Origin of the sequence: Achromobacter spanius, assembly GCF_002966795.1 — a bacterium.
Taxonomy (GTDB): domain Bacteria; phylum Pseudomonadota; class Gammaproteobacteria; order Burkholderiales; family Burkholderiaceae_B; genus Achromobacter; species Achromobacter spanius_D.
In genome coordinates this window covers 4,524,933-4,551,070 of sequence record NZ_CP023270.1, presented here as the reverse complement: position 1 = coordinate 4,551,070, position 26,138 = coordinate 4,524,933, and the positions used below count along the sequence as shown (strand labels likewise).

Genomic DNA, 26,138 nt, shown 5'->3' with positions numbered 1-26,138 from the left:
GTCACATTCCAGGCCAATCGTTGAGCTGAATACCAGATCCCTGGCCGACCCCTTTGCCTACCAGGGTGTTGATCTTTCCATTAGCATCGAGAAACACCTGAGCGTGCATGTACTGGATTTTTCCCCGTGTCACAGCGTTCTCAATAATGTCGGCCTTTTCCATAACGAAAGGGTCCAGCTCCAACACCCTTTCGCGCTTCCAATATGGTCCTCCTCCCCGAGCCAATTTCGTCACCTGTTCAGTGTTGTATTCCCCACCCAACCTTTGCGTCTCCTTGGAAAGCTCCGTCGTCCTACTTTTCCCCAACGTCGTTTTGATTTCCACCACGATCAACGTCTCTTCCGAAAACGCCAACGTCTTGTACTCAGACGGACCCCGCAGTCCTTCAATGTGATCCCGCGCCTCGGCCTTCGGCACGCGGATCTGCATTTCCGGTGGAGGCGGCACCCAGACCAGCATGTCAAGTCCGTGGCCGCTCCTGTTCTTCAGGCCAAACATGCTGGGGCCATCATTCTTCAGGTTGTAGCCCAGGATGTTTTCCGGCTTTACGCCCCAGTGGCGCACCATCCCCGCCGCGAAGATCTCCTCGCCCGCATCGCCCACCACGTTCCGAAGACCTCTACCCTTACGCGCGGTATCGATCATCACCGCACGCAGTGCGACCCGCTCTCGAACGCGATTGACGATGATGGAAAAATCACCCGGACCCGACTTCGCATCAACGTTCAACCTGGATTTATTGGTATCCGGGGAATAGGTTTCGACTACCCGCATGCTGCCCCCACCCGGGACACGCTCGCGGGTGTCGACGACCGTTTCCAGCACCGTCGCTTCGCCATGCTTATGCTGGCCCAGCCGCCTGAGCTCTTCCTCGCTCAGCATCCTGGTGTCCAGCTTTACCGCCTTGTTTCCGACCTGGCGCATCATCCAGCGGGCGGTTCCGAAGACTGACGGCGTGAGCATCGCCAGGTTGATGCTCATGAAGACCTGTTTGCCGCGCTCTTCGGCGGTTTTAGGGTCGGACAGCGCGGCCAGCGATTCGAAGAATTTCTCGCCGATGCTCAATCCTTCTCCGGTGATCATCCGGCTTGTGCCATCCACCATCGCATCGAGCGCCAGCGCACGATCAATGGCCACGAAGAGATAGCGCACGCCCGCCGCGGCCCCGCGCACGCCCAGCGCGAGCTGGCCGGCGACAGGCACGAATGCCAGCAATGCGGTGGCGACTTCAAAGAAGCCCTTGATGGCCTCCCAGATGTGGACCTTCGCCTTGGCGCGCTCAAAGCCGTCGGCCAGATCCCTGACCGCCCGGTCAATGGGATAAAAGCCCTTTGGGATGTTCCACGTGAACGGCATGCGGTGACTGATCCGGCCATCTTCATCGATGTACTCGGTGTGGTCGGCAGGTTGCCACGTGACGGTGGTGAAGGTCAGGTAGTAGAGCTTGCCGCCAGCGAACACGAAGTTGCGCTGAACCTGAAACCCGAGGCCGTCGCCCGTCCGCCGGCCGAATTCGTCGAGCACGGCGGGCGACAGCACGTCATCTGCTATCTCATCGTCCAGGCAGATGATTTCGCATTCCTGCACCGATAGAAACGCGCTGAACTCCGCCAGGCGGGCGTCGCCGTATGCCGCGCCGAATGCGTGCAGCACCTGAAGCAGGAAGGTGTCCCGGAAGTTGCGTTCCTTGTTCGGGACCCATGGGTTGTCCATGAACCACCGGTACGTTGCGGCGGTTCCCTGCGAAGTGATGCCCAGATAAAGGTCTGCATTGCGCGGACCGCCATCCGGGTTCAGGGAAAAGATCGGGCCCGGCATGGCGCATTCGGTGCAGATCTTCTGGGGGGCTGGCAAGGTTCCGTCGGCCGCATCCTGCGCCAGCTTGTTGTAGCTTGCCGCTACGGCATCGTTACTCAATGACCTTCTCCATCAGGGCTTTACGGTGCGAGCGCAAAAATCCTTTCAACTCGTGCTGAGAGTCATGTGGCTGGCTGGCGGCATCGAGCATCTGCACGAGGCGGATGAGGAACAGGTTGTTGGAGAACGACTGACCGTAGATCAGCCCGAGCAGAAGGCTTCCATGGAAGTTCTGCGGTTGGAGCCGGTCGAGGCCGCGGATGGTGTCGCTGGTTTGGGGCGCCGCGCACGTAGCGCACGGGCTTGTCGCCGTGCCAGATCGTGAACAGCGCGGCGCGGTCCAGAACATTGCCGAAGTCGACGGCAGCGTTGGCGCTGGCTAGCTCCACATCCAGTAGAAAGGTCTCGGACAGACCTTTCTGTAACGTGATTTCGACGCCGTCGAAGGACTCGTCACCCTTGGAAAATGTGAAGCGCAGATCGGATTGGATAGGAATGGCGTGCTCCCACGACGACAGACCTTTCCACCACCGGTGAATGCACAGTCTGCGGCGCCATTACGGCACACGCAAAACGCTTTGAATATCAGATGAGTCTTATTGTTATCGGAATGGGACGGAACTCCCACCGCCGCGCCGTTATATACGTGGGCGGGGCTGTAGAACGCTCACGCGGTCAGGCGTTAATTCGCGTAATCGCAGCATGCACATCGTCCACATGCACCATCAGTTCCCGCACCTGCCGCAACAGCGCGAACTGATTCAGCACCGCGCTCCAGCGGGGCGAAACCAGCAACTGATGCAACACAGGCGCAAGCGCCGACGCATCGGGCGCGTCCCCTGCGGCGACCAAGCTGGCGTAGTCCAGGCTTTCATGCGCTGAAAGCAGTTGCATGCGGCCCGCGGCATTAAGCAGGCGCGGCGCGGCATCCGCGGGCGCATCGGAAAAGTACAGGACCGTCCTGGCGAGATCAGCCTCGTCTGCCGATAGCGCCGCCAACGCTGCGCCGCGCAGATGCACCGCCCCTTGGTGGCTTTCAAACGGATAGATGGTCTGCGCATCCGCATGCGCAAGCAATCGCAGGCCGCGCAGCAAGCGAGGCAGATCCGTCGTCGCCGCGTCCGTGGATGCCTTGGCCTCCACCAGCAGGCACACATCCCAGACCGGCACCTCGGCGTCGCCAGCAGCCTTGCGCAGCAGCGCAACGTCCCATTCGGTCTTGGCGCGGTCGGCATTGCCGGGTATCGACGCTGGTACGCGCATTGACGTTGCAACGCGATAGGTCTCGCCCGTGATGGACGCCAGATGCGCAGCTAGCGCGGCAATGGCCTGTTCGGCCTGGGCTTCAACGGCAATGCCGCGGCGGCGCGCGTCCAGACCCTGCGCGGCGGCCTGTGGCGTGCCGGGCCGGGGACCTTGCCGTTGCCAAAGGGTTTGATAGCGCTGAACCAGCGGATCCGACGCCAACGCGTCCATCCGCCGCAGACGTGCCAACGCGGAATCGTTGAGCAGCCGGTCCAGCGGGCCGGCAATCGCCGGGTCCGCCGCAAGCGCTGACGACGGCGCGGCAAGACATGCCTGCGCGCCTCGCGTCAAGGCGTCCCAGTCCTCCGCCGCTGCCGCCGCATGCAACGACGCAAGCGCTTCGACCAGCGGCCCAGCCGGCATCCCACGGCGCTTGCCTGGATGCGCAAACGCGTCGACCGCGGTACGCACCGCGCGCCGGTCCGCCTGCGCATGCGCCGACAGCGAAGCGTGTTCGCGCACCAGCGGGGATTGATGCCGCAGCACCATGGCCTGAAACGCAGGATCTCCGCCGCGCTCGCGCAGCGCGTCCCGAATCAGTTGCGACAGCGCGCCTACGAACAGCCGTTCGGAAACCGGGGGCGGCGTCGCGCCAGCACTTAGCGCAACGCGGGCCTGTTCGATGGCGATGGCAAGCGCCGTCGCCGGGTCGGAATCTTCAAGCCCGCTGCGGGCCGCGGGCAGTGGCCCCACGCGATAGCGGCGCGGGATGGCGCGCAGCGTCTGGTCCAACAAGGAAAGCGGCAAAGCAGAGGGCATGAAGATTCCGTGTCATGCTCGGCCTCGCTACCAGGGAACGATCGACAGGGCGACCGAAGCGACGACGACCACGACAATAATCGTGAGGATGTGATTGGTACGCATATTCTCTCCTTTAAGCCACCGTTCAACACTACCGGCTTACGTTGTTCCCCGTCTGCAACTGAACTTTTAATTTCTCATCGGATGTTAGCGGCGCGTTTGCCGAGCACTTTTCCTGCGTCCTCGCGGGGTATAACCAAAGACATGCGGCCGCGAAATCGTCGCGCCGCGCCGATCGGGAGGTGCCATGCGCGACATCGTGCAATTGCGTCCGGAAGGCCTGTATTGCCCAGCCGGCGGCTTTCATATCGATCCGTGGCGGCCGGTCGAGGTCGCCGTGCTGACGCATGGCCATGGCGATCATGCGCGCTCGGGCATGGGGCGTTACCACACCAGCGCCGAAGGCTTGCCCATTCTGCAATGGCGGCTGGGAGACCAGGATTTCCGGGTTCACGCGTACGGCGAAGTCTTCACGCTGGGCAATGCGCGCGTGTCGCTGCATCCGGCGGGCCACGTGCTGGGCTCCGCGCAGGTGCGCATCGAAGTCGAGGGCGAGGTCTGGGTCGTGTCCGGAGACTACAAGCGCCAGCCCGATCCAACGTGCAGCCTGTTTGAAGTCGTGCCCTGCGACACCTTCATCACCGAGGCCACGTTTGGCCTGCCCATCTACCGCTGGCCCAGCGCCTCGGACGTGGCGCGCGACATCGTGCAATGGCGCGACCACTGCGCCGCGCGGGGCGAGGCCGCCATTCTCTATTGCTATGCCTTGGGCAAGGCGCAGCGCGTGCTGGCCGAGTTGATCCCCTTTGCGGATCGGCCCGTCTACCTGCATGGGGCGATCGCCGCGGGCGTGGATGTTTATCGCAAGGCCGGCGTGCCGCTGGCGGACACGCGTCTGGTCATCGACGCGGACGGGCCTTCCGCGGCCTCGGGAACGGGATTTGCTGGAGAGCTGATCCTGGCGCCGCCGTCGGCGGCGGGCAGTGCGTGGCTGCGGCGCTTTCGCAAGGCACAGCACGGGTTTGCGTCGGGCTGGATGCGGCTGCGCGGCAACCGGCGGCGCCGCAACATGGACCGCGGCTTCGTCGTGTCGGACCATGCGGATTGGCCGGACCTGCTGCGCACCATCCACGACACCGGCGCCAAGCGTGTCATTGCCACGCACGGCGATACCGAGGCGCTGGTGCGCACACTGAATGAATCGGGCATCGCCGCGGAGACGCTGGTGACGCAGTATGGCGAGGACGATTAGTGCGGTCATCGAACGAAGATCGACAGGGGAACGGACGCAGGCATGAAGCGATTCGCGGCGTTGTATCAGGAGCTTGACCGCAGCACCGCCACCTTGGACAAGCGCGCGGCGCTGGTGGCGTACTTCCGCGATGCCCCGCCGCGCGACGCGGTGTGGGCGCTTTATCTGCTGGCCGGCGGCAAGATCACCAGCACGCGCAAGAAGATCGCGGGCGTGGGCGAGTTGCGGGCCTGGGCGGCCGACGCATCCAGTACCGCGCCGTGGCTGCTGGACGCCTGTTATGACCAGGTTGGGGATCTGGCGGAAACCCTGGCGCTGCTTGTTCCGGATCCGCAGGTGGCCGCGCCGGATCGCGGTCTGGCTGACTGGATCGAAGAAATTCTGTTGCCCGTCGCGAATCGCGATGAGTCCGAGCGGCGCGAGGTCGTCGTCTCGGCCTGGCTGGGCTTGCCCTATGCAGAGCGCCTGGTCTTCAACAAGCTGCTGACCGGGGCGCTGCGCGTCGGCGTGTCTCAGCGCATGGTGCAGCAGGCGCTGGCCGAAATGTCGGGCGTGCCCATTGCCCGCATCGCGCAGCGCATGCTGGGCGCGTGGTCGCCCAGCCCGGCGTTCTTGCGCGATCTGCTCAGCGCCGAGGAACTGCCCGGCGACCGCCAGCAGCCGTATCCGTTTTTCCTGGCGTCGCCGCTGGAAGGCGATCCGGCCGTCCTGGGCCCCATCGACGAGTGGCTGCTCGAATGGAAGTGGGACGGCATCCGCGCGCAGCTCATCCGGCGGCGCGGCGAGGTTTCCATCTGGTCGCGGGGCGAAGAGCGCCTGGACGGCCGCTTTCCGGAAGTGGAAGCGGCGGCCGCCGCGCTGGACGTGGACTGCGTCATCGACGGCGAGCTGCTGGCCTGGCAGGACGGCAACACGGATCCCATGCCGTTCTCGGCGCTGCAAACCCGCATCCAGCGGCTGAAACCCGGGCCCAAGTGGCTGGCCGAGGCGCCCGTGCAGTTGCTGGCGTACGACCTGCTCGAACTCGACGGCGCGGATCTGCGCGAACTGCCGCAGGCCGAGCGGCGCGCGCGTCTGGAAGCGCTGCTGCGCCGCCATCCCGACCCGCGGCTGCGCATGTCGCCGGCCGTCGCGCCGTCAAGCTGGGAGGAGGCCCACGTGCTGCGCGGCGAGTCGCGCGAGCGTGGCGTCGAGGGCTTCATGCTCAAGCGTCGCAGCGCGCCGTACCAAAGCGGGCGGCGGCGCGGCGACTGGTGGAAGTGGAAGATCGACCCGCTTACCATCGACGCCGTGCTGCTGTATGCGCAATCCGGCCACGGCCGCCGCAGCACGCTCTATACCGACTACACCTTCGGGCTGTGGGAAGGCGACGCGCTGGTGCCCATTGCCAAGGCGTACTCGGGCCTGGACGACAAGGAGATCCTGGAGCTGGACCGCTGGCTGCGCGCGCACACGCGCGAGCGCTTCGGCCCGGTGCGCTCGGTCGAGCCGGTGCAGGTCTTTGAACTGGGATTCGAAGGCGTGAACATCTCCAAGCGGCACAAGTCCGGGATCGCCGTGCGCTTTCCGCGCATCCTGCGCTGGCGGCACGACAAGCCGGCGGATCAGGCCGACCAGCTCGACACGCTGAAGGCGCTGGCGCGATGAGCAGCGCGGCTAGGGGCTGGGACGCGCCGCTGGTTGCGTGGTTCGCGGCGCGCGGCTGGAAGCCCGCGAATTTTCAACGCGAGACGTGGCGCCGCTATCTGGACCGCGAGTCGGGCCTGTTGCACACGCCCACCGGCAGCGGCAAGACGCTGGCGGCATTTGGCGGTCCGCTGCTGGAGGCTGTCCACGAAGGTACACCCGAAATCACACCCAAAGTCACGCGGGCGAAAACGGCCACGGGCGAGGGCCCGCGCGTGCTGTGGGTCACGCCGCTGCGCGCCCTGGCTGCGGACACGACCCGGGCATTGACGCAGACCGCGAGCGAGCTGGGCATCGACTGGACGGTCGCGTTGCGCACCGGCGACGCCAGCGCGCGCGACAAGCGGCTGGCGCGGCAGGGCAAGGCGCACGTGCTGGTGATCACGCCCGAATCGCTGGCGCTGCTGCTGTCTTACGCCGATGCCTCGCTGCGCTTTCGCGCCCTGCGCTGCATCGTGGTCGACGAATGGCATGAACTCCTGGGCAACAAGCGCGGCGTGTTGCTGCAACTATGCCTGGCGCGGGTCCGCAAGCTGTCGCCGGCTGCGCGCACGTGGGGGTTGTCCGCCACGCTCGGCAACCTGGAGGAAGCCCGCGCAGTGCTGCTGCCGCAGGCGCCCGGCAGCGCGCTGGTGGCGGGCGCCAAGCCCCGCAAGATCCAGATCTCGACGTTGCTGCCCGAACGCAGCCGGGCGCTGCCGTGGGCCGGCCATCTGGGGCTGTCGCAGCTCGAACGCGTCTTCAAGCGTCTTTTCGATGTGCGCGCCACGCTGCTCTTTACGAATACGCGCGCGCAGGCCGAACTGTGGCATCGCGCGTTGGAATCGATCTGGCCGGAGGATCCGCGCACGCTGGCGCTGCATCATGGATCGCTGGATCCCAAGCTGCGCGCGACGGTCGAGCAAGGGCTGCGCGATGGCACGGTGCGCTGCGTGGTGGCAACGTCCAGCCTGGATCTGGGCGTGGACTTTCCGGCGGTGGATCAGGTGCTGCAAATCGGCAGCCCCAAGGGCGTCGCGCGCCTGCTGCAACGCGCCGGCCGCGCCAAGCACCGGCCCGGCGAGTCCGGCAACGTGGTCTGCGTGCCCGCGCAGGCGCTGGAACTGATCGAGTATGCCGCGGCCCGGCAGGCGATTGCGCGCGGCGAAATCGAATCCCGGCAGCCGCCCATCGGCAGCCTGGACGTGCTGGCGCAGCACGCCGTGACGCTGGCGCTGGGCGGCGGCTTCGAGGCCGGCGATCTGTACCAAGAGGTGCGTGGCACACATGCCTACGCCACGCTCGACGCCGCGACCTGGCAGGCCGTGCTGGATTTCATCGTGCAGGGCGGACGCGCGCTCGCAAAGTATCCGGACTATCACCGCGTCGTGCGCGACGAGGACGGCTGCTACCGTGTGCACGACCGGCGCATCGCGTTCCGGCATCGGCTGTCCATCGGCACCATCACATCGGACGGGGCCGTGGCCGTGAAGTATCTGCGAGGCGGCAGCCTGGGGTCGGTCGAGGAAGGGTTTCTGGCGCGCTTGCGGCGCGGCGATCGGTTCCAGTTTGCGGGGCGCACGCTGGAACTGGTGCGGCTGGAAGGCATGATCGCCTACGTGCGCCGCGCAAAGGGCGGCGACGGGCCGGTGGCGACGTGGCAGGGCGGCCGCATGCCCTTGTCCACGCAATTGGCGAGCGAGGTCGAAAGCCTGTATTCCCATCCGGGTGCGCATGCGGAAATGCGCGCCGTCGAGCCGCTGCTGCGCATCCAGGAACAGGCCAGTGCGCTGCCCGACCACGGCCGGCTGGTCGCCGAACTCATCAAGACGCGGCGCGGCTCGCATCTCTTCCTGTTTCCATTCGCCGGCCGTGCCGTGCACGAAGGCATTGCCGCGATGGTCGCGCTGCGCTGGGGCCGGCGGCAGCCCAACACCATCTCCTACACCGTCAACGATTACGGCCTGATGCTGACGCTGGCCGAACCCGCCGCGCTGGACGACGCATTGCTGCGCGCGTTGCTCAGCCCCGACAACATGACGGACGACCTGCGCGACGGCGTCAACCTGGGCGAAATGGCGCGCCGCCAGTTCCGCGAGATCGCCCGCGTCGCGGGGTTGTTGACGCCGTCGCTGCCCGGGCAGGCGGCGCGCTCGCTGCGGCAGGTGCAGGCCTCCAGCGGACTGCTCTACGACGTGCTGCGCCGTTACGATCCCGATCATCTGCTGCTGGCGCAGGCCGAACGGGAAGTCTTTGAGCTGCAACTGGAGGCGCCGCGTCTCCTGGCCGCGCTGCAGGACTGCCAGCGCCGCGAACTGGCCTTGTGCGAGCCGCGCGCGCTGACGCCGCTGTCGTTTCCATTGTGGACGGAGAGCTTGCGCGGGCAGCTCAGCACCGAAACCTGGCAGGCCCGCGTCAAACGCGCCGCCGAACAACTGGAGAAGCGCTATGCACACATCGCCTGAGGCCGGGCTTGCGCTGGCGCTGGCAGGCGAGCCCGTCGTGCTGCTTGGCGCGCGCGCCTTGTACTGGCCGGCGCGGTCCCGGCTGGTCATTGCGGACCTGCATCTGGGCAAGAGCCACGTTTTTCGCCAGGCGGGGATCGCCGTGCCGCGCGGCGCCACGATGGACGACCTGCGGCGCCTGTCGGATCTGATCGCCGTGACGGGCGCCACCGAATTGCTGATCGTCGGCGACGTCCTGCATGGCCCCGCTGCGCAGGCCGCCTGGCGCGATGCGTGGATCGCGTGGCGCGAGGCGAATCCGGGCGTGGACGTGGCGGTGCTGGCCGGCAACCACGACCGCGCGCTGGATGCTCCGGCGCTGGGCATGCGCCAGCTTGGCGAGGCGTGGTCAGATGGCCCGTTCCTGTTCCGCCACGTGCCGACGCCGGACACGCAGGGGCGGCATGTGATCGCTGGCCACGTGCATCCGAAAACGCGTGTGGCGGGCGTGCCGCGCAGTTGGCCGGCATTCTGGTTGCGTCCGGGGATCACCGTGCTGCCGGCTTTCTCGGATTTCACCGGCGGGCATGCGGTGCAGGGCGGGCAGGGCGCGTCGCTGGTCGCGTGCGTGGAGGGCGATGCGCTGCCCTTGGGATGGACACCGCCGAACGTGGCGTGACGGGCACGGCGTTTGCTACGTGAGTGTGCACTCCCCCGGGTGCACTCCCCATCCCGTCCGCGACCCGCACCATGACCGAACGCTCAGGCCAGCTGTACCGACCGAATTTCCAGCTCCAACTGATCGGCGAGCTGCTTGCCGATGCGCACGCGCCGATCGATCCCGGCCGGTGGCTGCGAATCCTCGTGGAACAGGGATGCGATGAACTGCCGCTGCCCGGCTCCGGCCGCACGCTGGATCGTTGGCAGGCGCTGGCTCGCGTGGCGGCGTCGGACCTTAGCTTGGCCAAGCTGTTTGAGGGCCACACCGATGCCCTGGCCATCCTGGCGGAACTGCATGCGCCCGCGCCACCGGCCTGCAGCCGCTGGGCGGTGTGGTGCGCGGAGCCGCCGGACCACCGCGTCCAGATCCTGCCGCGGCCGGATGGCACGGCAGTGCTGCAGGGCGTCAAAGCGTGGTGTTCGGGCGCGGCATCGGTGACGCACGCGCTGGTAAGCGGCTGGAATCCGTCGGGAGAGGCATGTCTGGCCGCCGTGGCAATGGAACAGGACAGCGTCGAAGTGACCGATGCCGGCTGGCATGCCGTAGGCATGCGCGCATCGGCAAGCGTCGACGTGGCCTTTCGCGACGCGTCCTGCACGCTCGTGGGCAAGCCGGGCGACTACGTGCATCGTCCGGGATTCTTGCATGGCGGGGCGGGCATCGCCGCCTGCTGGTACGGCGGACTGCTCCACATCGCGGAAGCGTTGCGCCGCGCCTTGCCCTTGAATGCCGCCGATCCGCATCGCCTGGCGCACCTGGGCGCCGTCGACGTGGCCCTGGCGCAGGCGCGGGCGGTGTTGCGCGCGACCGCCGCCGAGATCGATGCGCACCCGCGGCAGCCGTGCGGGTTGGCCTGCGCCCGCGCGCGTCTCGCGGTGGAGTCGGCTGCGGCAGAGGTAATCGGACGGGCGGCGCGCGCGCTGGGCGCGGGTCCGTTGTGCCGCGATCCGGGTTTTGCGCAGGTGATGGCCGATCTGCCGGTCTTCATCCGGCAGAGCCATGCGGAACGCGACCAGGCGGCGCACGGCCAAGCCGTGCTCGATCACGGAGGTGTGCCATGGGCGCTGTAGCCGCCGACCATTTCGAGCGTCTGTACCGAGCCGATCCCGACCCCTGGCGCGTGGCAAGCGCCTGGTACGAACGCCGCAAGCGCGGTCTCGTGCTGGCGGCGTTGCGCCGCGAACACTATCGCCACGCCTTCGAGCCGGGCTGCGGCACGGGGGAGATGACCCGGTGCCTTGCGCTGCGCTGTGCGCGCGTCTGCGCGGTCGACGTCGCACCGGCCGCGGCGGCGCAGTGCCGAGCCCGCGTGGACGGCGAGGGCATGGACCATGTGCAGGTCCTGGCGCTGGACCTGCCGCGGCAGTGGCCCGACACCCCGGCGGGCGGTTTTGACCTCATCGTTGTGTCGGAAGTGGCGTATTACCTGGACGACGCCGCGCTCTCCTTATTCCTGAGCGGCGTCGATGCGTCGCTTGCAGAGCATGGCGAGATCGTCGCCTGCCACTGGCGTCCGGATTTTGCCGATCGTCTCCAGCCCACGGACGCTCTGCACGCGGCGATTGGCGCGCTGCCCGGCCTTTCGCGGGAAGTGCATCACGAAGAAGACGAGTTCCGCCTGGACCTCTGGCGCAGACAACCCCAAGGAAGCCATTCATGATCGGCGTATGCATTCCTGCGCGCAACGAAGAGCGCTATATCGGCGCATGCCTGCGCGCCGTCATGCGCGCCTCTCGCCATTCGCGCCTTGGCCGCGAGGCGGTGCGTATCGTCGTGGTGCTGGATCACTGCGCGGATGGGACGGCGCAACACGCGGCGGGCTGGCCGGTGGATCTGCTGACGGTCCAGGCGCGCAACGTCGGCCTGGCGCGCGCGGCGGGCGCGCAGCATCTGCTGGATGCCGGCGCACGCTGGCTTGCCTTCACCGACGCCGACACCTGCGTGTCGCCCGATTGGCTGGCCGACCAGCTATCGCTGAATGCGGAAGTGGTGTGCGGCACGGTATCGGTGGCGGGATGGGAAGCGCACGGCGCGTTTTCGCAACGCGCACGCCGGGCGTTCGCCGCGCATTACCACGACCGCGAAGGCCACCGGCACGTGCATGGCGCAAACCTGGGCGTCGCGGCGCCCACGTACCAGCGCATCGGCGGGTTTGCGGCGTTGCACTGCAGCGAGGACCAGGCGCTGGTCGACAAGCTGGAAGCTGGCGGGGCGCACATTGCATGGACCAGCCTGCCACGCGTCACGACAAGCGCCCGGCCATACTCGCGCGTCGACGGCGGATTCGCCACTGCACTGCGGGGGGGATGGGATGCAGAGGCGATGGGCTCCGGCACTCAGGCGGATGCGGAGGCGGAGGGGCGTTCACCGTCCTGCCATTGCTTGTGATACGCGATCAACCGCATCAAGGCGTGTTCAGCGCTGGCCCGGCGAATGCTGTTGCGGTCGCCGTCGAAGCGCGCCGTCTCGGCGTAGATTGCAGGCGAGGCGTCGGCCGGTCCCGCCTTGAACACCCACGCGTAGCACTGCGTGCCGGCGGGAACGTCGGGGTCGGTATCGTCGGTGACGCCCGTGTTTGCGATCGCCACATTCGCCGGGCTGTTGCGGGCCGCGCCCAGGGCCATTTCCCGCGCCACGGCTTCACTGGTGAGATTGTGGCGTTGCAGCGTCCGCGCAGCCACGCCCAGGCACTTTTGCTTGGCGCCCGGCGAGTAGGCGACGAACGCGCAGTCCAGCAGCGCGCCCGCGCCCGGGATGTCGGCAAGCGTGGCGGCGATCAGCCCCGCCGTGCAGGACTCGGCCGTCACCAGTTTCAACGAATGCTCATGCATGTAAGCGGCGACCCGTTCGATGGCATTCATGCCCATCCCTCCTGAGTGAACCCCGGGCGCCCAGCAAGCCGCGTGCCGTCCGCGTTCCCGTCATCGATCTGGCGGTTTATGCGCTACTGCCACGCCAACCGACCCGCATGGCAAGCGGTACTTGCCGCCTCCCAGCCATGTCACCGGCTCGCCTGTGGGAAGGGTGCAGACGTAGATGGGCACGTTGGAAGCTTCCTTGGTTCTCCTTGCGATCAAACGCCGTTCTACGCGGCAGGTGGAGCGATCGGGGAGTTTTACGATTACATCGGACAGCCTGGATCCTGAAGCCATATTCATCTCCTGAATGTCGAGTGTCGTGTTGCCGGATGCGGTTGTTCTGCCTTGCCACGGCGTTCTGACCGCATGGGCCATTCTTAGCATCGCGGCGGTCTTTGGCCTATCGGCCATACAGCGTGGACCCGGCGCGCCTCTCGGCGCGATGTGCGCCCGGCACAACACTTGCTGCGTCAAACAGACGGGCAGGCCATAGGTGCGTGTTTCGGCCCGCACCCAGCCTGCTTGATTTGCAACTTGCAACGGGAGAGACGAAATGAGCAGAGACCCGAGGAACACGTCGAACTATCGCGGCGACCGGGAACCGTGGCAGGACCCCGCGCCCTCGTACGGATATCAGGGCGAAGGCACGCGCCAAGGCGGCGCGCGCGACACCCGTGAACCGGTTCGCAGCCGCAGCGCCGACCCCGGCCAAAGCAGCTATGGCGGCTTTTCGAACGAAGATCCCTCGCGCCAGCGTCAACAGGTTTATGGCCGTGAGGATCGTGGCCGGGACCGCACTTATGGCGGCCGGGATCAGGCCTATGACGGTCCCACGTCCTTTGGCGACGACGAAGGCGGTTATTACGGCGACCGCCCGGCGTGGCGTGAGGAGTCCATGTCGTTCGAGACCGCTGAGCGGGGCGGCTACAACCGCGGCCCGACGGCATGGCGCGACCGCGGTTCGCGCCGGACCGATCCCAAGGGCTACATCCGTTCGGACGATCGTATCCGCGAGAACGTGTGCGAATCCCTGGCCCATAGCGGCCTGGATGTGAGCGACGTGTCGGTCGCGGTTCTGGACGGCCATGTTGTTCTGGAAGGCACCGTTCCCAATCGCCGCACCAAACATCACGTGGAGGATTGCACCGTCGAGTGTGCCGGCGTCAACGACGTCGAGAACCGGATCCGCGTCGCCGGTGGTGGCGGCTTGAATTCCGGCGCAAGCAGCTCCGGCCCCGGCAGCACCGGCAGCGCCGGGCCCGCGACGGAATGACCAACCCCAAATCGCTTTCGGCCAATTCGGCCTTGATGAAAGGAGCAGACCATGACTAAACACAAGGACAGCACCCGGGAAACGGACAAGCCGGACCGCAGCGAGGACGACACGCCCCGCGAATCGCAGGCAAGTCACGGCGACACGCAGAACCGCACCAAGAAAGAGGGCCACACCACGCAGATCGGAACCGGCCAGGATCAACAGAGCCAGCGCAACCGCGGGCAGGGCGCCCGATCCAAGCCGTGACATCGCCGCGCAGATCGCGACGGGGACGGTAGCCGATGACGCTCGACGCGTTGTGGGATTTTCTGCAGTGGCCGGCCATGGCGGCGTCGCTTGCCGCCGCCTGGCTGGTCGCGTCCCGCAGCGCCGGGCGCCGCAATGCGGGCTTCTGGGTGTTCCTGGCCAGCAACGTGCTGTGGGTGGCCTGGGGGCTTCACGACGACGCCTGGGCGCTTATTGCACTGCAACTGGGACTGGCGATCCTGAACGTGCGCGGCGTCCTGAAAAACGACGCATAGGGTTCCTGCCCGCGCGGCCAAAGGCCTATACTTTTCCGCATCACCTTTTCCGCATCACGCACGCTCCGGCGCACGGCACAGGGCGTCTGCCGCCTTCCCCCGCGCGGCGTTCGCCGGGCAATCATGTGCACAGGGTCATGGCCCCTTTTCCAAGGAGGCAAATCCCATGTCGCGCCCCAGCAGATAGACGGCTTGGCTTTTGACGCTGTTTGTAAATGCATCGCCTTCGAGGAGATGTGTGATGAACAAACTGTCCAGCAGCACCCTGGAGAACCTGCGCGCCGCGGCGCGGGGCCCGGTCCTGTCCGCCGGCGACGCCGGTTACGACGAGGCCCGCAGAATCTGGAACGCCACGGTGGACCGGCGGCCCGCCGTCATCGCGCGATGTGCGGGGCCCGCTGACGTGCGCCGCGCCGTGGATTACGCGCGCGAAAATCAGTTGGTCATTTCCGTGCGCGGCGGCGGCCACAACATCGCGGGCACCGCCGTCTGCGATGACGGCATGATGATCGACCTGTCACCCATGAAATCGGTGCGCATCGACCCCGTGCGCGCCAGGGCCTTCGTGGAGCCGGGCGCCACCTTGTCGGACCTGGATCACGAAGCGCAGGCGTTCGGCCTGGCCGTTCCCTTGGGCATCAATTCCACGACCGGCGTGGCCGGCCTGACGTTGGGAGGCGGTTTCGGCTGGCTGACGCGCCGGTTCGGCATGACCGTCGACAATCTGGTGTCCGCCGATGTCGTCACGGCGGACGGCCAACTGCTGCACGCCAGCGAATCCGAAAACCCGGACCTGTTCTGGGCGCTGCGCGGCGGCGGCGGCAATTTCGGCGTGGTCACGATGTTTGAATTCCAGTTGCATCCCGTGGGTCCGGAGGTCTATGGCGGATTGGTGGTGCTGCCGCTGGAACAGGGCCGCGAGGCGCTGGCGCGTTACCGTGACGCGCTAAAGACCATGCCGCCGGAACTTACCGTGTGGGCCGTGCTGCGGCAGGCGCCGCCGCTGCCGTTCCTGCCGGAATCGGTGCACGGCAAGCCCATCGTCGCCTTCGCGTCGTGCTACACGGGCGGCGTGGACAAGGGGCCGGACGCCCTGCAAGTGGTGCGCGGTCTGGGCGAACCCTACGGCGAACACCTTGGGCCGATGCCTTACGCGGCCTGGCAGAAGGCGTTCGATCCGTTGCTGACCCCTGGCGCGCGCAACTACTGGAAGTCCCACAACATCGGAGAGTTGGACGACGGCCTGATCGACGCCGTCGTGTCAGCGGTGCAGAACGTGCCATCGTCGCAGTGCGAAATCTTCTTTGGCCACATCGCCGGCGCGGCGATGCAGGTGCCGGTGTCCGCCACCGCGTATCCGCACCGGTCCGCGCAATTCGCCATGAACGTGCACGGACGCTGGGACGATCCGAAGGACGATGAACGATGCATCGCCTGGGCTCGCGACATATTCAAGGCCACCGAGCCTTGGTCGCAAGGCGGCGTGTATGTGAATTTCCTGACGCAGGACGAGACCGGGCGCGTGGGCGCTGCGTATGGTGAAAACTTCGACCGGCTGGTGCAAGTGAAGACGCGCTACGACCCGCACAACCTCTTCCGGCATAACCAGAACATCAAGCCGGCCGCGCCTTGAGCGACCGGCGCGTCAGCCGGGCCGGCGGAATGTGGCATGGGACCGGCCCCGCTGCTTGCGCCGCCAGATCAGGACGCCTGCGCGCCTGAGTCTTACTCCAACTTGATGTTCGCCTTGCGCGCAACCTCGCGCCAGCGCTGCAGGTCTTCCTGCAGTTCGGCGCTGAACTGCGCCGGTGTGTCCAGTACCGGTTCCACGCCGCGCGTGACGAGCGCTTGGCGTGCGTCGGGCGCCTGCATGCCGCGTTTGAGGGCCTCATAAAGCCGATCGGCCAGCGCCGGGTCCAGCTTCGGCGGGGCCAGCACGCCAAACCAGGTGGTGGTCTGGAATCCCGACACGCCGGCTTCCTGTACGGTTGGGATGTCGCGGGCGGTGTCCGACCGCGCGGGGCCCGTGACGGCCAGCGCGTGCAACTGGCCGCTCTGGATCAGCGGCAGCGAAGAAGGCAGGGTGTCGAAGTACGCCTCGACGCGGCCGCCGATGAGGTCGGTGACGACCTGGCTGCTGCCTTTGTAGGGAACGTGCTGGAAGTTCGACACGCCCGACGATTGCACGAAGAGTTCGGCCGCCATGTGCGTGATGTTGCCGATGCCAGCGGAGCCGTAGGGGACCGGCGTACGGCGGCTCTTGGCGTACTGCAGGAATTCGTCCAGGTTCCTGGCGGGAAGCTTCGGGTTCACGACCAGCACCAGGGGCGTATAGCCCACCTGCGTGATCGGTGTGAAGTCGCGTAGCGGATCATAGGGCAGCTTGGGCGAGAGCGCCGGGCTGATGGACTGGGACGCCGTGACGCCCAGCAGCAGGGTGTAGCCGTCCGGCGCGGCGCGTGCGACTTCGGCCGCGGCGATGGTGCCGTTGGCGCCGGCCTTGTTGTCGACCACCACGCTGGTCTTGAGCGCATCGCCCAGGCGCTGCGCGACCTGACGGGCCACGAAGTCGGCGCCTCCGCCAGGCGGAAAGCCCACGATCAGCCGTATGGGACGGTCGGGATAGTCCGCGGCAATGGCGGGGGCGGCGGCGCACAGCATGCCGGCGATGGCGGCCTTGAACAGGCCCGGCACAATCTTGAGCTTCAGCATTTGCAGTCTCCTCGATTTTGGTCGGGCGGTCTGTCGCGCCCTGTTCAGTCCGGCGTGCAACGCGCTTTATACGCGCCTCACGCCTGTTTGCGTACCGGCGCCCAGGCAAAATCGCCCGGCTGGCCGGCGCAAGCGGCGCCGCTGTCGATCAGTGCGGCGCATTCTTCGCGGGTCAGGCCCGCCGCCATCAGCACGTCCCGCGTGTGTTCGCCCAGGTCCGGCGGCGGCAGGGTCGCCACGCCGTCGTCGGCAGCATGCACACGCGGAAATTCCGGCACGTCGAAAGCCAAGTCGCGGTATCGGACGTTGCGCAGCTTGCCCGGCTGGCGCGCCTGGTGCGCGTCCAGCACGCGCTCCAGCGGCAGGACTTCCGTGCTGCCCACCCCAGCCATCCGAAGCCGCGCGGTGGCGTCGTCGAACGTATGCGCGCCGATGGCGGTTCGCACGATATCCTCGACGCGCTCGCGCGCCTTCTTGCGATCCTTCAGCGCAGCCAGCGAGGCGTCCGCCGCCTCCGGCAACGCCATGGCTTGGCAGAACTTCAGCCAGTGTGCGTCGGTGAGCATCAGCAGGTACATCCAGCGTTCGTCGGCGGTCAGGTAGGCGCCATAACCCGGCATGCTGAATTCGCCGTGCGGTTCGCGCTCCGGCCGGCCCAGCAACTGGGTCTTGAGCTGCACGCCCACAAGGTCTCGCGAAGCGACGTGCAGGCCGGTCTCGTACAAGCCGACTTCCACGTGGCCGCCTTCTTGCGCGGCTTCGGGTTGCAGCATGCGAGCCAGGATGCCGATGACCGCGTAAGCCCCAGCGAACTGGTCGTGGTAGGACGGACCGAGCCGGCTGGGACGGCCATTGATGCGGTTGGCTTCCATCACGCCCGTCGACGCCTCGGCGACCGGGTTGGAGGCCAGGTCATCGGCCTGCGGGCCCTCGGCGTAGCCGCGGATGTGGCAATAGATCAGACGGGGATTGATGGCCTGGCATTCGGCCTTGGTGAGCCTCAACTTGCGAGCCGCCTTGGGCGCCAGGTTGTGCACGAACGCATCGGCGGTTTCCAGCATCCTGAGAAAGGCGGCGTGGCCATCGGGATGCGCCAGGTCCAGGCACACGCTCTTCTTGCCGTGGCTGTAGGCGATGAACGTACCGCTGGGCCCGCCGCGAACCAGGCTGCGCGTGGGATCGCCGCGCGCCGGCTCGACCTTGATCACTTCGGCGCCCAGTTGGGCAAGGATATGGGACGCAAATGGGGCGGCCAGCATGGTGCCCAATTCAATGACGCGGCGGCCCGCGAGGGGGGGAGTGTGCATGGTGTCTCCTGGCGTGGGTCTTGAAAGAATGCATTCTATATGTTGAAAGTTTGCGCAGTCGAAGCCTTTTTGCTAGGGAAACCCCGTATTTTTCAGCTCGGACAAATATATAGAATGCATTCTTAGTCGCGCAGCAGACGGCGGCACCTAAAGATCCACCAGGAGACAACCGTGCACAGAAGGACTTTCCTTTCGGGCTGCGCCGCGGCAGCGTCGATTTCGCTTCCGAGCTGGGCGCGCGCGCAGTCCGCATCGCCGGGCATCGACGCGGCCAGCAAGACGGTCACCGTCGGCGCCTTCACCCCCATTACCGGTCCCGTCCCGTTCTATGCAATTCTTTCCCGCGCCGCGGACGCCTGCTTCAAATGGGTCAATGACACCGACGCGCTGAACGGCTGGAAGATCAAATTCGTCACCTATGACGACGGATACGAACCCGCACGCAGCGTGGCCGTCACGCGCCGGCTGGTGGAAGAGAATAAGATCTTCGCCCTGGCTGCGCCGGTGGGCACCGCCCAATCGGTGGCGGTGATTCCCTACGCCAAGGAAGTGGGGCTGCCGATGATCGGCCCCATCGGCGGCGCGACGGCGCTGTTTGCCGAACGGCTGGTGTTTCCGCTGTTGCCCGACTACGGCTGGTCCGCGGCGTCCAACCTGGAATATGCCTTCACGGGCCTGAACGCCGGCCGCGTCGCGTTGCTGTGGGAGAACGATGAACTGGGCCGGTCCGCCAAGCGCGGCTTCGACATGCTCATGGCCGCCAGCAACAAGCAGGCCGCCGAATCAATTCCCTTTGAAGTGCGCAGCACCGACTTCACGCCGCACGTGCGCCGGATCGCCAACGCCAAGGCGGACGTCGTGATCCTGTTCGGGTCGAACGCCAACCTGGCGGCCGCGCTCAAGACCGCCGACCGGCTGGGTTACCAGGGCAAATGGATGGCGCCATTCTTCACCGCCGATCCCACCACGTACAAGCTGGCCGGCCCGCTGCTGGACGGCGCCTATTTCTCGTCGTGGCTGATGCCCGTTGATGCGGACGACGCCAACATCAAGGCCTACCGCGAAACCGTCGCCAAGCTCTACCCGAACGATCCCATCGGCGTCTTCGGCCTGAATGGCTGGAGCAACGCCGCGCTTTTCGCCAAGGGCTTCCAGATGCTGCTGGCCAGCGGCAAACCCTTGACACGCGCGAATCTGGTGGACGTGATGGAGACCATGACGGACCAGACCGTCGGCGGGGCGCGGCGGGTCACGTTCAAGCCGGGCGACCACCGCGGCGCGCGTCAGGAGGGAATCATCCAGGCCGTGTCCGGCGGCAGCTTCAAACTGGTGAGGGACTTCAAGCCCTATCCGGCCGACGTCTTCGACGCAAAACCGGCCTAGGCCGGCACACATTGAAGGAGTGCCCGCGTGAGCAACGCATTTGACGATTGGATTGGCCGTGAAGAGACGCATACGCAGCGCATCGACGCGGCGGCCGTGCAGGCCATGGCGGCTACGCTGGACCTGGCGCGCGCGCCCGGTGCGGGCGAGCCGCTGCCACCTGGCTGGCAATGGCTGTTCTTCAACCCGGCAGCGCGGCGCAGCGGGCTGGGCGCCGACGGCCATCCGCGGCGCGGCGGCTTTCTACCGCCCATTGAATTGCCGCGCCGCATGTGGGCGGGCAGCCGGATCGCGTACCCCGCGGACCTGCCGATCGGATCGGAAGCCACGCGGCGCAGCCGCATCGCCAAGATCGAAAACAAGGTTGGCAAGCGCGGCTCCCTGTGGTTCGTGACGGTGGAGCACACGACGCAAAGCGAGGGAACGACGTGCATTGTCGAGGAACAGGACATCGTCTATCGCGAAGCGCCGCCGCCGGGCTCGTCAGCCGCGGCGCCCGTGCGGCACGAGGCGCAAGGACGCTGGGGCCGTGAGGTGCGCCCCGACACGACGCTGTTGTTCCGCTATTCCGCGCTGACCTTCAACGGCCATCGCATCCATTACGACCAGGCCTACGCCCGCGATGAAGAGGGCTATCCCGATCTGGTCGTGCATGGCCCCCTGATGGCGACGCTACTGCAGCAGCTTGCACTGGACCAAGGGGAAGGACGGCAACTGGCCCGCTTCGAGTTTCGCGGTGTCAGTCCGCTGTTCGTATCGCGCGCCTTTCGCATCGAAGGGCACATGCAGGAAGACGGAACGCTTGCGCTATGGGCGCGCGGACCCGACGGCGAACTGGCGATGTCCGCCACGGCGGTGTTGCGCTGACAGGTGGCGCGGCCACCGATGAACACTGACAGGAGACAAGAGAAGATGGCACAGCATTTGAGCGGTCCCGCGAATCTCGAGGGCCAGGTAGCGTTGATCACGGGCGGTGCGGGCGCCATGGGGCAGGCGATCGCCAAGGCCTTCCGGCAGGCGGGCGCGCGCGTGATTGCCACGGACCGCGTCGACGCGCAGGAGCTTGGGGGCGGCATCGATTACCGCCGTTACGACGTGACGTCCCGCGCCGAGACTGACCAGGTCATCGACGCGGTCCTGGCCGAGTACGGCAAGGTGGACATCCTGGTGCTGTGCGCCGGCATCATCGCCCGCACGCCGCTGGGGGAAAGCACCGACGAAGAATGGGATGCGGTGATGTCAGTCAATGTGCGCGGCGTGGTCAATCCGGCGCGCAAGCTGTTCCCGCTGATGTGCAAGCAGGGCTTCGGCAAGATCCTGGCCGCTGGCTCGATCGCCGCCAAGAACGGGGGCGTGGCGTCCGGCCCCGCCTATGTCGCGTCCAAGGCCGCCGTGCACGGCATGATGCGTTGGATCGCCAAGGCAGGCGCCCCACACGGCGTCTACGCCAACACCCTGGCCCCGGGACCGGTCGAGACCGCCATGTGGGCCAGCGTCACGAGCGGCGGCGCGCCGTCCGCGAACGGCACCGTCCCGCTCGGTCGCTACGGCAACGCCGACGACATTGCGCAGGCGGCGCTGTTCCTTTGCTCGCCCGCGTCGAACTGGATCACGGGCACGTCGCTGGATATCAGCGGCGGCATGTGGATGGATTGACAACGGGCATTGCTGACAGGAGCCAAGCATGACTGCAGATTCCGTACCCGTGATCGGCTTTATCGGCCTGGGCGTGATGGGCGGCCCGATGTGCCGCAACATGGCCGTCAAGCACTCCGGCGAGGTCATCGCCTTCGATATGAACCCGCAGGCCCACGCCCTGCTGGAAGGGACCGGCGCGCGCCGTGCGGAATCGATCGCCGAGGTGGCCGGGCGTGCCGACGTGGTCTTCCTGTCCTTGCCCGGCGGACCGCAGGTGGAAGCAGTGTGCCTGGGCGAGGGCGGGTTGGCGGACGGCGCGCGTCGCCCTGCCGTGATCGTCGATCTCAGCACCACCACCGTCGCATCCGCCCGTGCCGTCGCCGGGCGGCTTGCCGAGCGCGGCATCGCGTTTGCCGATGCGCCGGTCGCACGCACCCGCGAAGCGGCGCAGCGCGGAGAACTGAGCATCATGGCCGGCGCGGACGAAGCGCTTTACGCGCGCATCGAGCCGCTGCTGCGCTATATCGGCTCGGACGTGACCCGCTGCGGCGAAGTGGGTTGCGGCCAGGTAGTCAAGCTGATCAACAATGCGCTGGTGTTCGAGAACACGGTGGCGCTTGCCGAGATGATGGTGCTGGGCGAGCGCGCGGGGGTGCAGCCCGCGGTGCTGCTGGATGCGGTGTCCAAGGGATCGGGTGACAGCTTCGTGCTGCGCAATCACGGCCGCAAGGCCATGCTGCCTCGCGAGTTTCCGGAAAAGTCGTTTCCGCCGGAATACGTGCTCAAGGATCTGAGCTATGTGCTGGAACTGGCCGCGCAGACAGGCCTTGCGGCGCGCGTCACCGAACTGGCGCAGCGCTATTACGCGGCGAGCGCTGACGGCGGATGGAGCGGCAGGTATTTTCCGTCGGTGATCGAACTCATCGACGAGGGTGCCGAGGTGGACGCGGCCCCACTCGCGCAGCAGGGGCGCGCCCATGGATGACTTCATTGGCCTGATCTGGGCGGGCGTGGTCAGCGGCTGCCTCTACGCCATGGGCGCGATCGGCATAGTGCTGATCTACAAAAGCTCCAACGTCGTGAACTTTGCCCATGGCAATCTGGCGGGCCTGGCTGCGTTCCTGGTGTTCGGGTTCACGGCGGGCATTTTCGCGAACATGGCTTGGGGGGCAGCCGTGGTGTTGACGCTGGTGATCATGGTGGCGGTAATGGCGGTCAGCTACTTCCTGATCGCGCCACTCGTCTTCAAGTCCGACCTGACCAGCACTATCGCGACGCTGGGCGTGGGCCTGGTCGCGCAGGGCGCAACCCAGCTCCTGTTCGGTTCCAACGTCGTGTCGCTCGACCTGCCGCTGCCTGCGTGGCGCAGCCAGATCGGGCCGGTCCACGTCACGGCCTATGACCTGGCCGTGCTGGGCGCCACCGGGCTGGCCATTGGCCTGCTTTACCTGCTGATCGAACGCACCCGCATCGGCATCGCATTTCGCGCTGTGTCCGCCAACCCCTTCGCCAGCCGGGTGTGCGGGCTGAATCTGCGGCGGGTGCATCTGTTCTCGTGGGTGACCGCAGGCGTGCTGGGACTGATCGCGTCGCTGCTGATCGTGCCCACCACCTTCCTGTCGTCGACCAGCGTGTCCTCGTTCATGCTGCAGGCGTTCGCCGCGGCCGTCGTGGGCGGCTTCAACAGCCTGCCGGGAGCGGTGCTGGGCGGCATCCTGATCGGCGCCATCATGAACCTGCTGTCCTTCTATGTATCGGCCGAGTTCAACAACACCTATCTGCTGCTCACGATCCTGCTGGTGCTCAACGTGTTTCCGAAGGGCGTGATGGCGATCCGGGGAGGTGCCCGTGTCTAGCGTGATCATGTCAACCAACCGCCTCGCGGCGGACGCGAAGCCGGCCGCCCCGGCCGCGGCGCCCCGGCGCCTGATGGCCGGCCTGGGCGTGACCGGCGTGCTGGGCCTGGCGCTGCTCCCCCTCGTGGCGGGCGGGTACTGGACCTACACCCTTGGCCTGTGCTTTGCCAACGCCATTGCCATCATCTCGGTGAGCTTTCTGGTCCGATACGGCGGCGAGGTGTCCATCGGCCACGGTGTCTTCGTCGCGGCGGGCGCCTATACGGTGGCGCTGATGGAGAAATACCTGGGTGTGTCGCTGCTGGCCAGCCTGCCGGCCGCGGCAGTCGCCGGCGCCTTCCTTGGAATCGTCTTCGCCTATCCCTCGCGGTATCTATCGGGCATCTACCTCGCCGTTGCGACGATGGCGCTGGCCCTGGCTTTGCCCGAGGTGCTGCTGCACTTCTCGTCGGTCACGGGCGGCTACGAAGGCGTGTACGTGAAACTGGATGCCCTGCCCGGCATCGCCAAGGAGGCGCAGCGCTACTACCTGCCGCTGGCCGGGTTGGTGGCCGTGGCGCTGCTGCTGCGCCACTTCCGCCGCTCGCGGCAGGCCATGGCGCTGCTGCTGATCCGCGCGTCGCCGCACGCGGCCGAGTCCTTTGGCGTGCGCAGGAGTTGGGCGCGGCTGTCGTGCATGGCATTGAGCGGCGGCATCGCGGCCATCGCCGGCGCCTTGCTGTCGTTCAGTTCCTCCACCGTGTCGCCCAACAGCTTCACGCTTTGGACATCGATCTTCCTGTTGGTCGGCTCGGTGGTGAGTCTGTATTCGATGTCGATCCTGGGGAGTCTGCTGGGCGGCCTGTTCCTGACCCTGATGCCGCTGCTGCTCGCCGGCGCGGGCGACTGGGTGCCCATCCTCTACGGCTCGGCGCTGCTGGCGGTGGTGCTAGGCGTCAACGCGCTGCCCGCCACGGTGCGCGCCCGGCTGCACGGAGGCAACCCATGAGCGCACACGCCACGCTGGATCGCGATCCGCTGGTGGTGGAAGACCTGTCGCTGGCATTCGGCGGCATCCAGGTCCTGCAGCACATCGGATTGCGCCTGGAGGCTGGGGAGATCACCGGACTGATCGGACCGAACGGCGCCGGCAAGACCAGCTTCTTCAACTGCCTGACCGGGCTGTATTCCCCGCAGCAGGGAAGCATCAGGCTGGGCGCGCGCCGGCTGGAGGGCGTGCCGCCCACCGGGCGAGCCGCACTGGGGTTCTCGCGCAGCTTCCAGCATGTGGCGCTATGCCCCGAATTGACGGTGGCCGAGAACGTGATGATCGGCCTGGACCGGCAGTCGTCGGCGGGATGGCTGGACGCCTTCCTGCCGCTGCCGCGCGGCCGCGCCGAGCGCGGCCTGAACCGTGACCGCGCGCTGGCCGCGCTGGAAAGACTGGGCGTGCGGCATGTGGCCGAGGAATACCCCGCGCAGCTTCCGCCGGGCGTGCTGCGGCTGGCCGAAATCGCCCGCGCCATTGCGGGTGACCCACGGGTGTTGCTGCTGGACGAGCCCGCGGCCGGCCTGAATTCCATCGAGACGCACGATCTGTCCAGCGCCTTGAAGCGGCTGCGCGCGCCAGGCTTAGTGCTGGTCGTCGTCGAACACGACATGGATCTGATCATGGATGTGTGCGACACGATTCACGTGCTGAATGTCGGCCGGCTGCTGGCGTCCGGCAACCCGCAAGCCGTGCGTGGCAATCCCGACGTCGTGCGGGTCTACCTGGGAGATGAAGATGCGTGATGCGGCGACGACGTTGCTGGCGGTGGAAGGGCTGACCGTGCGCTATGGCGCCGGTCCGGTCGTGCACGGCATCGGGCTGACGGTGGGCGCGGCGTCCGTCGTCGCGCTGCTGGGGGCGAACGGGGCGGGCAAGTCCAGCACGTTGCGCGCTATCGCCGGACTGGAGCCCGCGCAGGGCCGGATCCGCCTGGACGGCGACGATATCAGCGGCCTGTCCGCCGCGCAGCGCTTCCGGCGAGGCATCGTCTATGTGCCGGAAGGCCGTGCGATCGTGACGGACCTGACGGTCGGCGAGAACCTTGTTTTGGGTTCCTACTTCGTTGATGCGCGCACGCGTGCGCGGCGCGAACAGATGATCATGGACTTCTTCCCCGAAATAGCCGGGCGGCGCAACGCGCCCGCGGGCCTGCTCAGCGGCGGCGAGCAGCAGATGCTGGCGATCGGTCGCGGTCTGATGTCCGGGCCGCGCCTGTTGCTGCTTGATGAGCCGTCGCTCGGCTTGGCGCCACTGCTGGTCGCCCGCGTGTACGAACGGCTCGCTGCCATTCAGCGCGAGCAGAAGCTGGCTGCGCTGTTGGTGGAGCAAAGCTTTCATGTCGCGGCCAAGCTCGCGGAACGCGCCTGGGTGCTGCGGCACGGGCATATCGTCGGCGAACTGGACCAGCAGGCGCTGCGCAGCCGGGAAGGACGGCAACGTGCCATCGACGCCTACCTCGGTGCACGCGCGCAGGCGCAGCCGGCCGGGGCTGCAGCCTCTCACGCATAACC

25 protein-coding genes are annotated in these 26,138 nt (G+C 66.9%); 19 read left to right on the top strand and 6 right to left on the bottom strand.

Annotated features, from left to right (window positions below; translation table 11 throughout):
• Position 1 precedes the first annotated feature (1 nt).
• The 3 genes from CLM73_RS20595 to CLM73_RS20585 form a co-directional block, all read right to left on the bottom strand.
• A complete protein-coding gene (locus tag CLM73_RS20595) occupies positions 2 to 1,918 on the bottom strand; it encodes a hypothetical protein (protein WP_105240016.1) in 1,917 nt (638 codons plus the stop codon).
• Positions 1,911 to 2,207 (bottom strand): hypothetical protein, encoded by a 297-nt coding sequence (locus CLM73_RS28995; protein ID WP_158685909.1) that lies wholly within the window; start codon positions 2,205 to 2,207, stop codon positions 1,911 to 1,913. The genes CLM73_RS20595 and CLM73_RS28995 overlap by 8 nt, the downstream gene beginning before the upstream one ends.
• A 326-nt stretch (positions 2,208 to 2,533) precedes the next feature.
• Positions 2,534 to 3,922, bottom strand: coding sequence for a 3-deoxy-D-arabino-heptulosonate 7-phosphate synthase (locus CLM73_RS20585; RefSeq protein WP_105240015.1), 1,389 nt, complete (start codon positions 3,920 to 3,922; stop codon positions 2,534 to 2,536).
• Between the two features lie 289 nt (positions 3,923 to 4,211).
• Here CLM73_RS20585 and CLM73_RS20580 point away from each other — a divergent pair, with 289 nt between their 5' ends.
• The 7 genes from CLM73_RS20580 (at position 4,212) to CLM73_RS20550 (ending at position 12,434) form a co-directional block, all read left to right on the top strand.
• On the top strand, positions 4,212 to 5,216 hold the full coding sequence (locus CLM73_RS20580) for a ligase-associated DNA damage response exonuclease (protein ID WP_105240014.1): 1,005 nt from the start codon (positions 4,212 to 4,214) through the stop codon (positions 5,214 to 5,216).
• 42 nt (positions 5,217 to 5,258) lie between these two features.
• Complete coding sequence (locus tag CLM73_RS20575) at positions 5,259 to 6,863, top strand: ATP-dependent DNA ligase (RefSeq protein WP_105240013.1); 1,605 nt, start codon at positions 5,259 to 5,261, stop codon at positions 6,861 to 6,863.
• Entirely contained in the window at positions 6,860 to 9,346 is a 2,487-nt protein-coding gene (locus tag CLM73_RS20570) for a ligase-associated DNA damage response DEXH box helicase (RefSeq protein ID WP_105240012.1), read from the top strand. Before CLM73_RS20575 ends, CLM73_RS20570 begins: the two co-directional genes overlap by 4 nt.
• Positions 9,330 to 10,004: a ligase-associated DNA damage response endonuclease PdeM gene (pdeM, locus tag CLM73_RS20565; protein ID WP_105240011.1), complete on the top strand. Its 675-nt coding sequence runs from the start codon at positions 9,330 to 9,332 to the stop codon at positions 10,002 to 10,004. The genes CLM73_RS20570 and pdeM overlap by 17 nt, the downstream gene beginning before the upstream one ends.
• Before the next feature lie 71 nt (positions 10,005 to 10,075).
• Positions 10,076 to 11,116: an acyl-CoA dehydrogenase family protein gene (locus CLM73_RS20560; protein ID WP_105240010.1), complete on the top strand. Its 1,041-nt coding sequence runs from the start codon at positions 10,076 to 10,078 to the stop codon at positions 11,114 to 11,116.
• Positions 11,104 to 11,706 (top strand): SAM-dependent methyltransferase, encoded by a 603-nt coding sequence (locus tag CLM73_RS20555; protein WP_105240009.1) that lies wholly within the window; start codon positions 11,104 to 11,106, stop codon positions 11,704 to 11,706. Before CLM73_RS20560 ends, CLM73_RS20555 begins: the two co-directional genes overlap by 13 nt.
• A complete protein-coding gene (locus CLM73_RS20550; RefSeq protein WP_105240008.1) occupies positions 11,703 to 12,434 on the top strand; it encodes a glycosyltransferase in 732 nt (243 codons plus the stop codon). Before CLM73_RS20555 ends, CLM73_RS20550 begins: the two co-directional genes overlap by 4 nt.
• On the opposite strand, the gene CLM73_RS20545 is transcribed toward CLM73_RS20550, so the two are convergent.
• Positions 12,383 to 12,907 carry a CinA family protein gene (locus CLM73_RS20545; RefSeq protein ID WP_105241635.1) on the bottom strand — a complete coding sequence of 175 codons (525 nt, stop codon included), beginning with the start codon at positions 12,905 to 12,907 and terminating at the stop codon, positions 12,383 to 12,385. The two genes, CLM73_RS20550 and CLM73_RS20545, sit on opposite strands and share 52 nt — an antisense overlap.
• Before the next feature lie 550 nt (positions 12,908 to 13,457).
• On the opposite strand from CLM73_RS20545, the gene CLM73_RS20540 reads away from it, so the two are divergent.
• The 4 genes from CLM73_RS20540 (at position 13,458) to CLM73_RS20525 (ending at position 16,334) form a co-directional block, all read left to right on the top strand.
• Complete coding sequence (locus CLM73_RS20540) at positions 13,458 to 14,177, top strand: BON domain-containing protein (RefSeq protein WP_105240007.1); 720 nt, start codon at positions 13,458 to 13,460, stop codon at positions 14,175 to 14,177.
• Positions 14,178 to 14,228: 51 nt separating this feature from the next.
• Positions 14,229 to 14,426 (top strand): hypothetical protein, encoded by a 198-nt coding sequence (locus CLM73_RS20535; protein WP_105240006.1) that lies wholly within the window; start codon positions 14,229 to 14,231, stop codon positions 14,424 to 14,426.
• A gap of 35 nt (positions 14,427 to 14,461) precedes the next feature.
• The gene (locus tag CLM73_RS20530; RefSeq protein ID WP_105240005.1) at positions 14,462 to 14,701 is read left to right on the top strand and encodes a hypothetical protein; all 240 of its coding nucleotides are present in this window, start codon (positions 14,462 to 14,464) and stop codon (positions 14,699 to 14,701) included.
• 241 nt (positions 14,702 to 14,942) lie between these two features.
• Positions 14,943 to 16,334, top strand: a complete 1,392-nt coding sequence (locus CLM73_RS20525; RefSeq protein ID WP_105240004.1) for an FAD-binding oxidoreductase — start codon at positions 14,943 to 14,945, stop codon at positions 16,332 to 16,334.
• A gap of 92 nt (positions 16,335 to 16,426) precedes the next feature.
• Here CLM73_RS20525 and CLM73_RS20520 read toward each other — a convergent pair whose 3' ends face one another.
• On the bottom strand, positions 16,427 to 17,413 hold the full coding sequence (locus CLM73_RS20520; RefSeq protein ID WP_105240003.1) for a Bug family tripartite tricarboxylate transporter substrate binding protein: 987 nt from the start codon (positions 17,411 to 17,413) through the stop codon (positions 16,427 to 16,429).
• Between the two features lie 77 nt (positions 17,414 to 17,490).
• On the bottom strand, positions 17,491 to 18,720 hold the full coding sequence (locus tag CLM73_RS20515; RefSeq protein WP_105240002.1) for a CaiB/BaiF CoA transferase family protein: 1,230 nt from the start codon (positions 18,718 to 18,720) through the stop codon (positions 17,491 to 17,493).
• A 171-nt stretch (positions 18,721 to 18,891) separates the two neighbouring features.
• Between CLM73_RS20515 and CLM73_RS20510 the strand changes: the two genes are divergently transcribed.
• Genes CLM73_RS20510 through CLM73_RS20475 form a run of 8 tightly spaced genes read left to right on the top strand, consistent with a single transcriptional unit; the run spans position 18,892 to position 26,136 of the window.
• Positions 18,892 to 20,103: an ABC transporter substrate-binding protein gene (locus tag CLM73_RS20510; RefSeq protein ID WP_105240001.1), complete on the top strand. Its 1,212-nt coding sequence runs from the start codon at positions 18,892 to 18,894 to the stop codon at positions 20,101 to 20,103.
• Positions 20,104 to 20,130: 27 nt separating this feature from the next.
• Positions 20,131 to 20,970 carry an FAS1-like dehydratase domain-containing protein gene (locus CLM73_RS20505; RefSeq protein WP_105240000.1) on the top strand — a complete coding sequence of 280 codons (840 nt, stop codon included), beginning with the start codon at positions 20,131 to 20,133 and terminating at the stop codon, positions 20,968 to 20,970.
• Positions 20,971 to 21,015: 45 nt separating this feature from the next.
• On the top strand, positions 21,016 to 21,759 hold the full coding sequence (locus tag CLM73_RS20500) for an SDR family NAD(P)-dependent oxidoreductase (protein WP_105239999.1): 744 nt from the start codon (positions 21,016 to 21,018) through the stop codon (positions 21,757 to 21,759).
• Positions 21,760 to 21,787: 28 nt separating this feature from the next.
• Entirely contained in the window at positions 21,788 to 22,726 is a 939-nt protein-coding gene (locus tag CLM73_RS20495) for an NAD(P)-dependent oxidoreductase (RefSeq protein WP_234015702.1), read from the top strand.
• Positions 22,719 to 23,597 (top strand): branched-chain amino acid ABC transporter permease, encoded by an 879-nt coding sequence (locus tag CLM73_RS20490; protein WP_105239998.1) that lies wholly within the window; start codon positions 22,719 to 22,721, stop codon positions 23,595 to 23,597. Before CLM73_RS20495 ends, CLM73_RS20490 begins: the two co-directional genes overlap by 8 nt.
• A 7-nt stretch (positions 23,598 to 23,604) precedes the next feature.
• A complete protein-coding gene (locus CLM73_RS20485) occupies positions 23,605 to 24,585 on the top strand; it encodes a branched-chain amino acid ABC transporter permease (RefSeq protein ID WP_105241633.1) in 981 nt (326 codons plus the stop codon).
• Positions 24,582 to 25,370 (top strand): ABC transporter ATP-binding protein, encoded by a 789-nt coding sequence (locus CLM73_RS20480; protein ID WP_105239997.1) that lies wholly within the window; start codon positions 24,582 to 24,584, stop codon positions 25,368 to 25,370. Before CLM73_RS20485 ends, CLM73_RS20480 begins: the two co-directional genes overlap by 4 nt.
• Positions 25,363 to 26,136: an ABC transporter ATP-binding protein gene (locus CLM73_RS20475; protein WP_105241632.1), complete on the top strand. Its 774-nt coding sequence runs from the start codon at positions 25,363 to 25,365 to the stop codon at positions 26,134 to 26,136. Before CLM73_RS20480 ends, CLM73_RS20475 begins: the two co-directional genes overlap by 8 nt.
• Positions 26,137 to 26,138 lie beyond the last annotated feature (2 nt).

Bases quoted from the DNA above. Each gene is read 5' to 3' on its own strand.
- CLM73_RS20500 (WP_105239999.1), top strand. From the start codon at position 21,016: ATGGCACAGCATTTGAGCGGTCCCGCGAATCTCGAGGGCCAGGTAGCG.
- CLM73_RS20535 (WP_105240006.1), top strand. From the start codon at position 14,229: ATGACTAAACACAAGGACAGCACCCGGGAAACGGACAAGCCGGACCGC.
- CLM73_RS20475 (WP_105241632.1), top strand. From the start codon at position 25,363: ATGCGTGATGCGGCGACGACGTTGCTGGCGGTGGAAGGGCTGACCGTG.
- CLM73_RS20490 (WP_105239998.1), top strand. From the start codon at position 22,719: ATGGATGACTTCATTGGCCTGATCTGGGCGGGCGTGGTCAGCGGCTGC.
- CLM73_RS20545 (WP_105241635.1), bottom strand. From the start codon at position 12,907: ATGAATGCCATCGAACGGGTCGCCGCTTACATGCATGAGCATTCGTTG.
- CLM73_RS20570 (WP_105240012.1), top strand. From the start codon at position 6,860: ATGAGCAGCGCGGCTAGGGGCTGGGACGCGCCGCTGGTTGCGTGGTTC.
- CLM73_RS20525 (WP_105240004.1), top strand. From the start codon at position 14,943: ATGAACAAACTGTCCAGCAGCACCCTGGAGAACCTGCGCGCCGCGGCG.
- CLM73_RS20530 (WP_105240005.1), top strand. From the start codon at position 14,462: ATGACGCTCGACGCGTTGTGGGATTTTCTGCAGTGGCCGGCCATGGCG.
- CLM73_RS20560 (WP_105240010.1), top strand. From the start codon at position 10,076: ATGACCGAACGCTCAGGCCAGCTGTACCGACCGAATTTCCAGCTCCAA.
- CLM73_RS20515 (WP_105240002.1), bottom strand. From the start codon at position 18,720: ATGCACACTCCCCCCCTCGCGGGCCGCCGCGTCATTGAATTGGGCACC.
- CLM73_RS20555 (WP_105240009.1), top strand. From the start codon at position 11,104: ATGGGCGCTGTAGCCGCCGACCATTTCGAGCGTCTGTACCGAGCCGAT.
- CLM73_RS20575 (WP_105240013.1), top strand. From the start codon at position 5,259: ATGAAGCGATTCGCGGCGTTGTATCAGGAGCTTGACCGCAGCACCGCC.
- CLM73_RS20480 (WP_105239997.1), top strand. From the start codon at position 24,582: ATGAGCGCACACGCCACGCTGGATCGCGATCCGCTGGTGGTGGAAGAC.
- pdeM (WP_105240011.1), top strand. From the start codon at position 9,330: ATGCACACATCGCCTGAGGCCGGGCTTGCGCTGGCGCTGGCAGGCGAG.
- CLM73_RS20520 (WP_105240003.1), bottom strand. From the start codon at position 17,413: ATGCTGAAGCTCAAGATTGTGCCGGGCCTGTTCAAGGCCGCCATCGCC.
- CLM73_RS20580 (WP_105240014.1), top strand. From the start codon at position 4,212: ATGCGCGACATCGTGCAATTGCGTCCGGAAGGCCTGTATTGCCCAGCC.
- CLM73_RS20540 (WP_105240007.1), top strand. From the start codon at position 13,458: ATGAGCAGAGACCCGAGGAACACGTCGAACTATCGCGGCGACCGGGAA.
- CLM73_RS20585 (WP_105240015.1), bottom strand. From the start codon at position 3,922: ATGCCCTCTGCTTTGCCGCTTTCCTTGTTGGACCAGACGCTGCGCGCC.
- CLM73_RS20550 (WP_105240008.1), top strand. From the start codon at position 11,703: ATGATCGGCGTATGCATTCCTGCGCGCAACGAAGAGCGCTATATCGGC.
- CLM73_RS20485 (WP_105241633.1), top strand. From the start codon at position 23,605: ATGTCAACCAACCGCCTCGCGGCGGACGCGAAGCCGGCCGCCCCGGCC.
- CLM73_RS20495 (WP_234015702.1), top strand. From the start codon at position 21,788: ATGACTGCAGATTCCGTACCCGTGATCGGCTTTATCGGCCTGGGCGTG.
- CLM73_RS28995 (WP_158685909.1), bottom strand. From the start codon at position 2,207: ATGTTCTGGACCGCGCCGCGCTGTTCACGATCTGGCACGGCGACAAGC.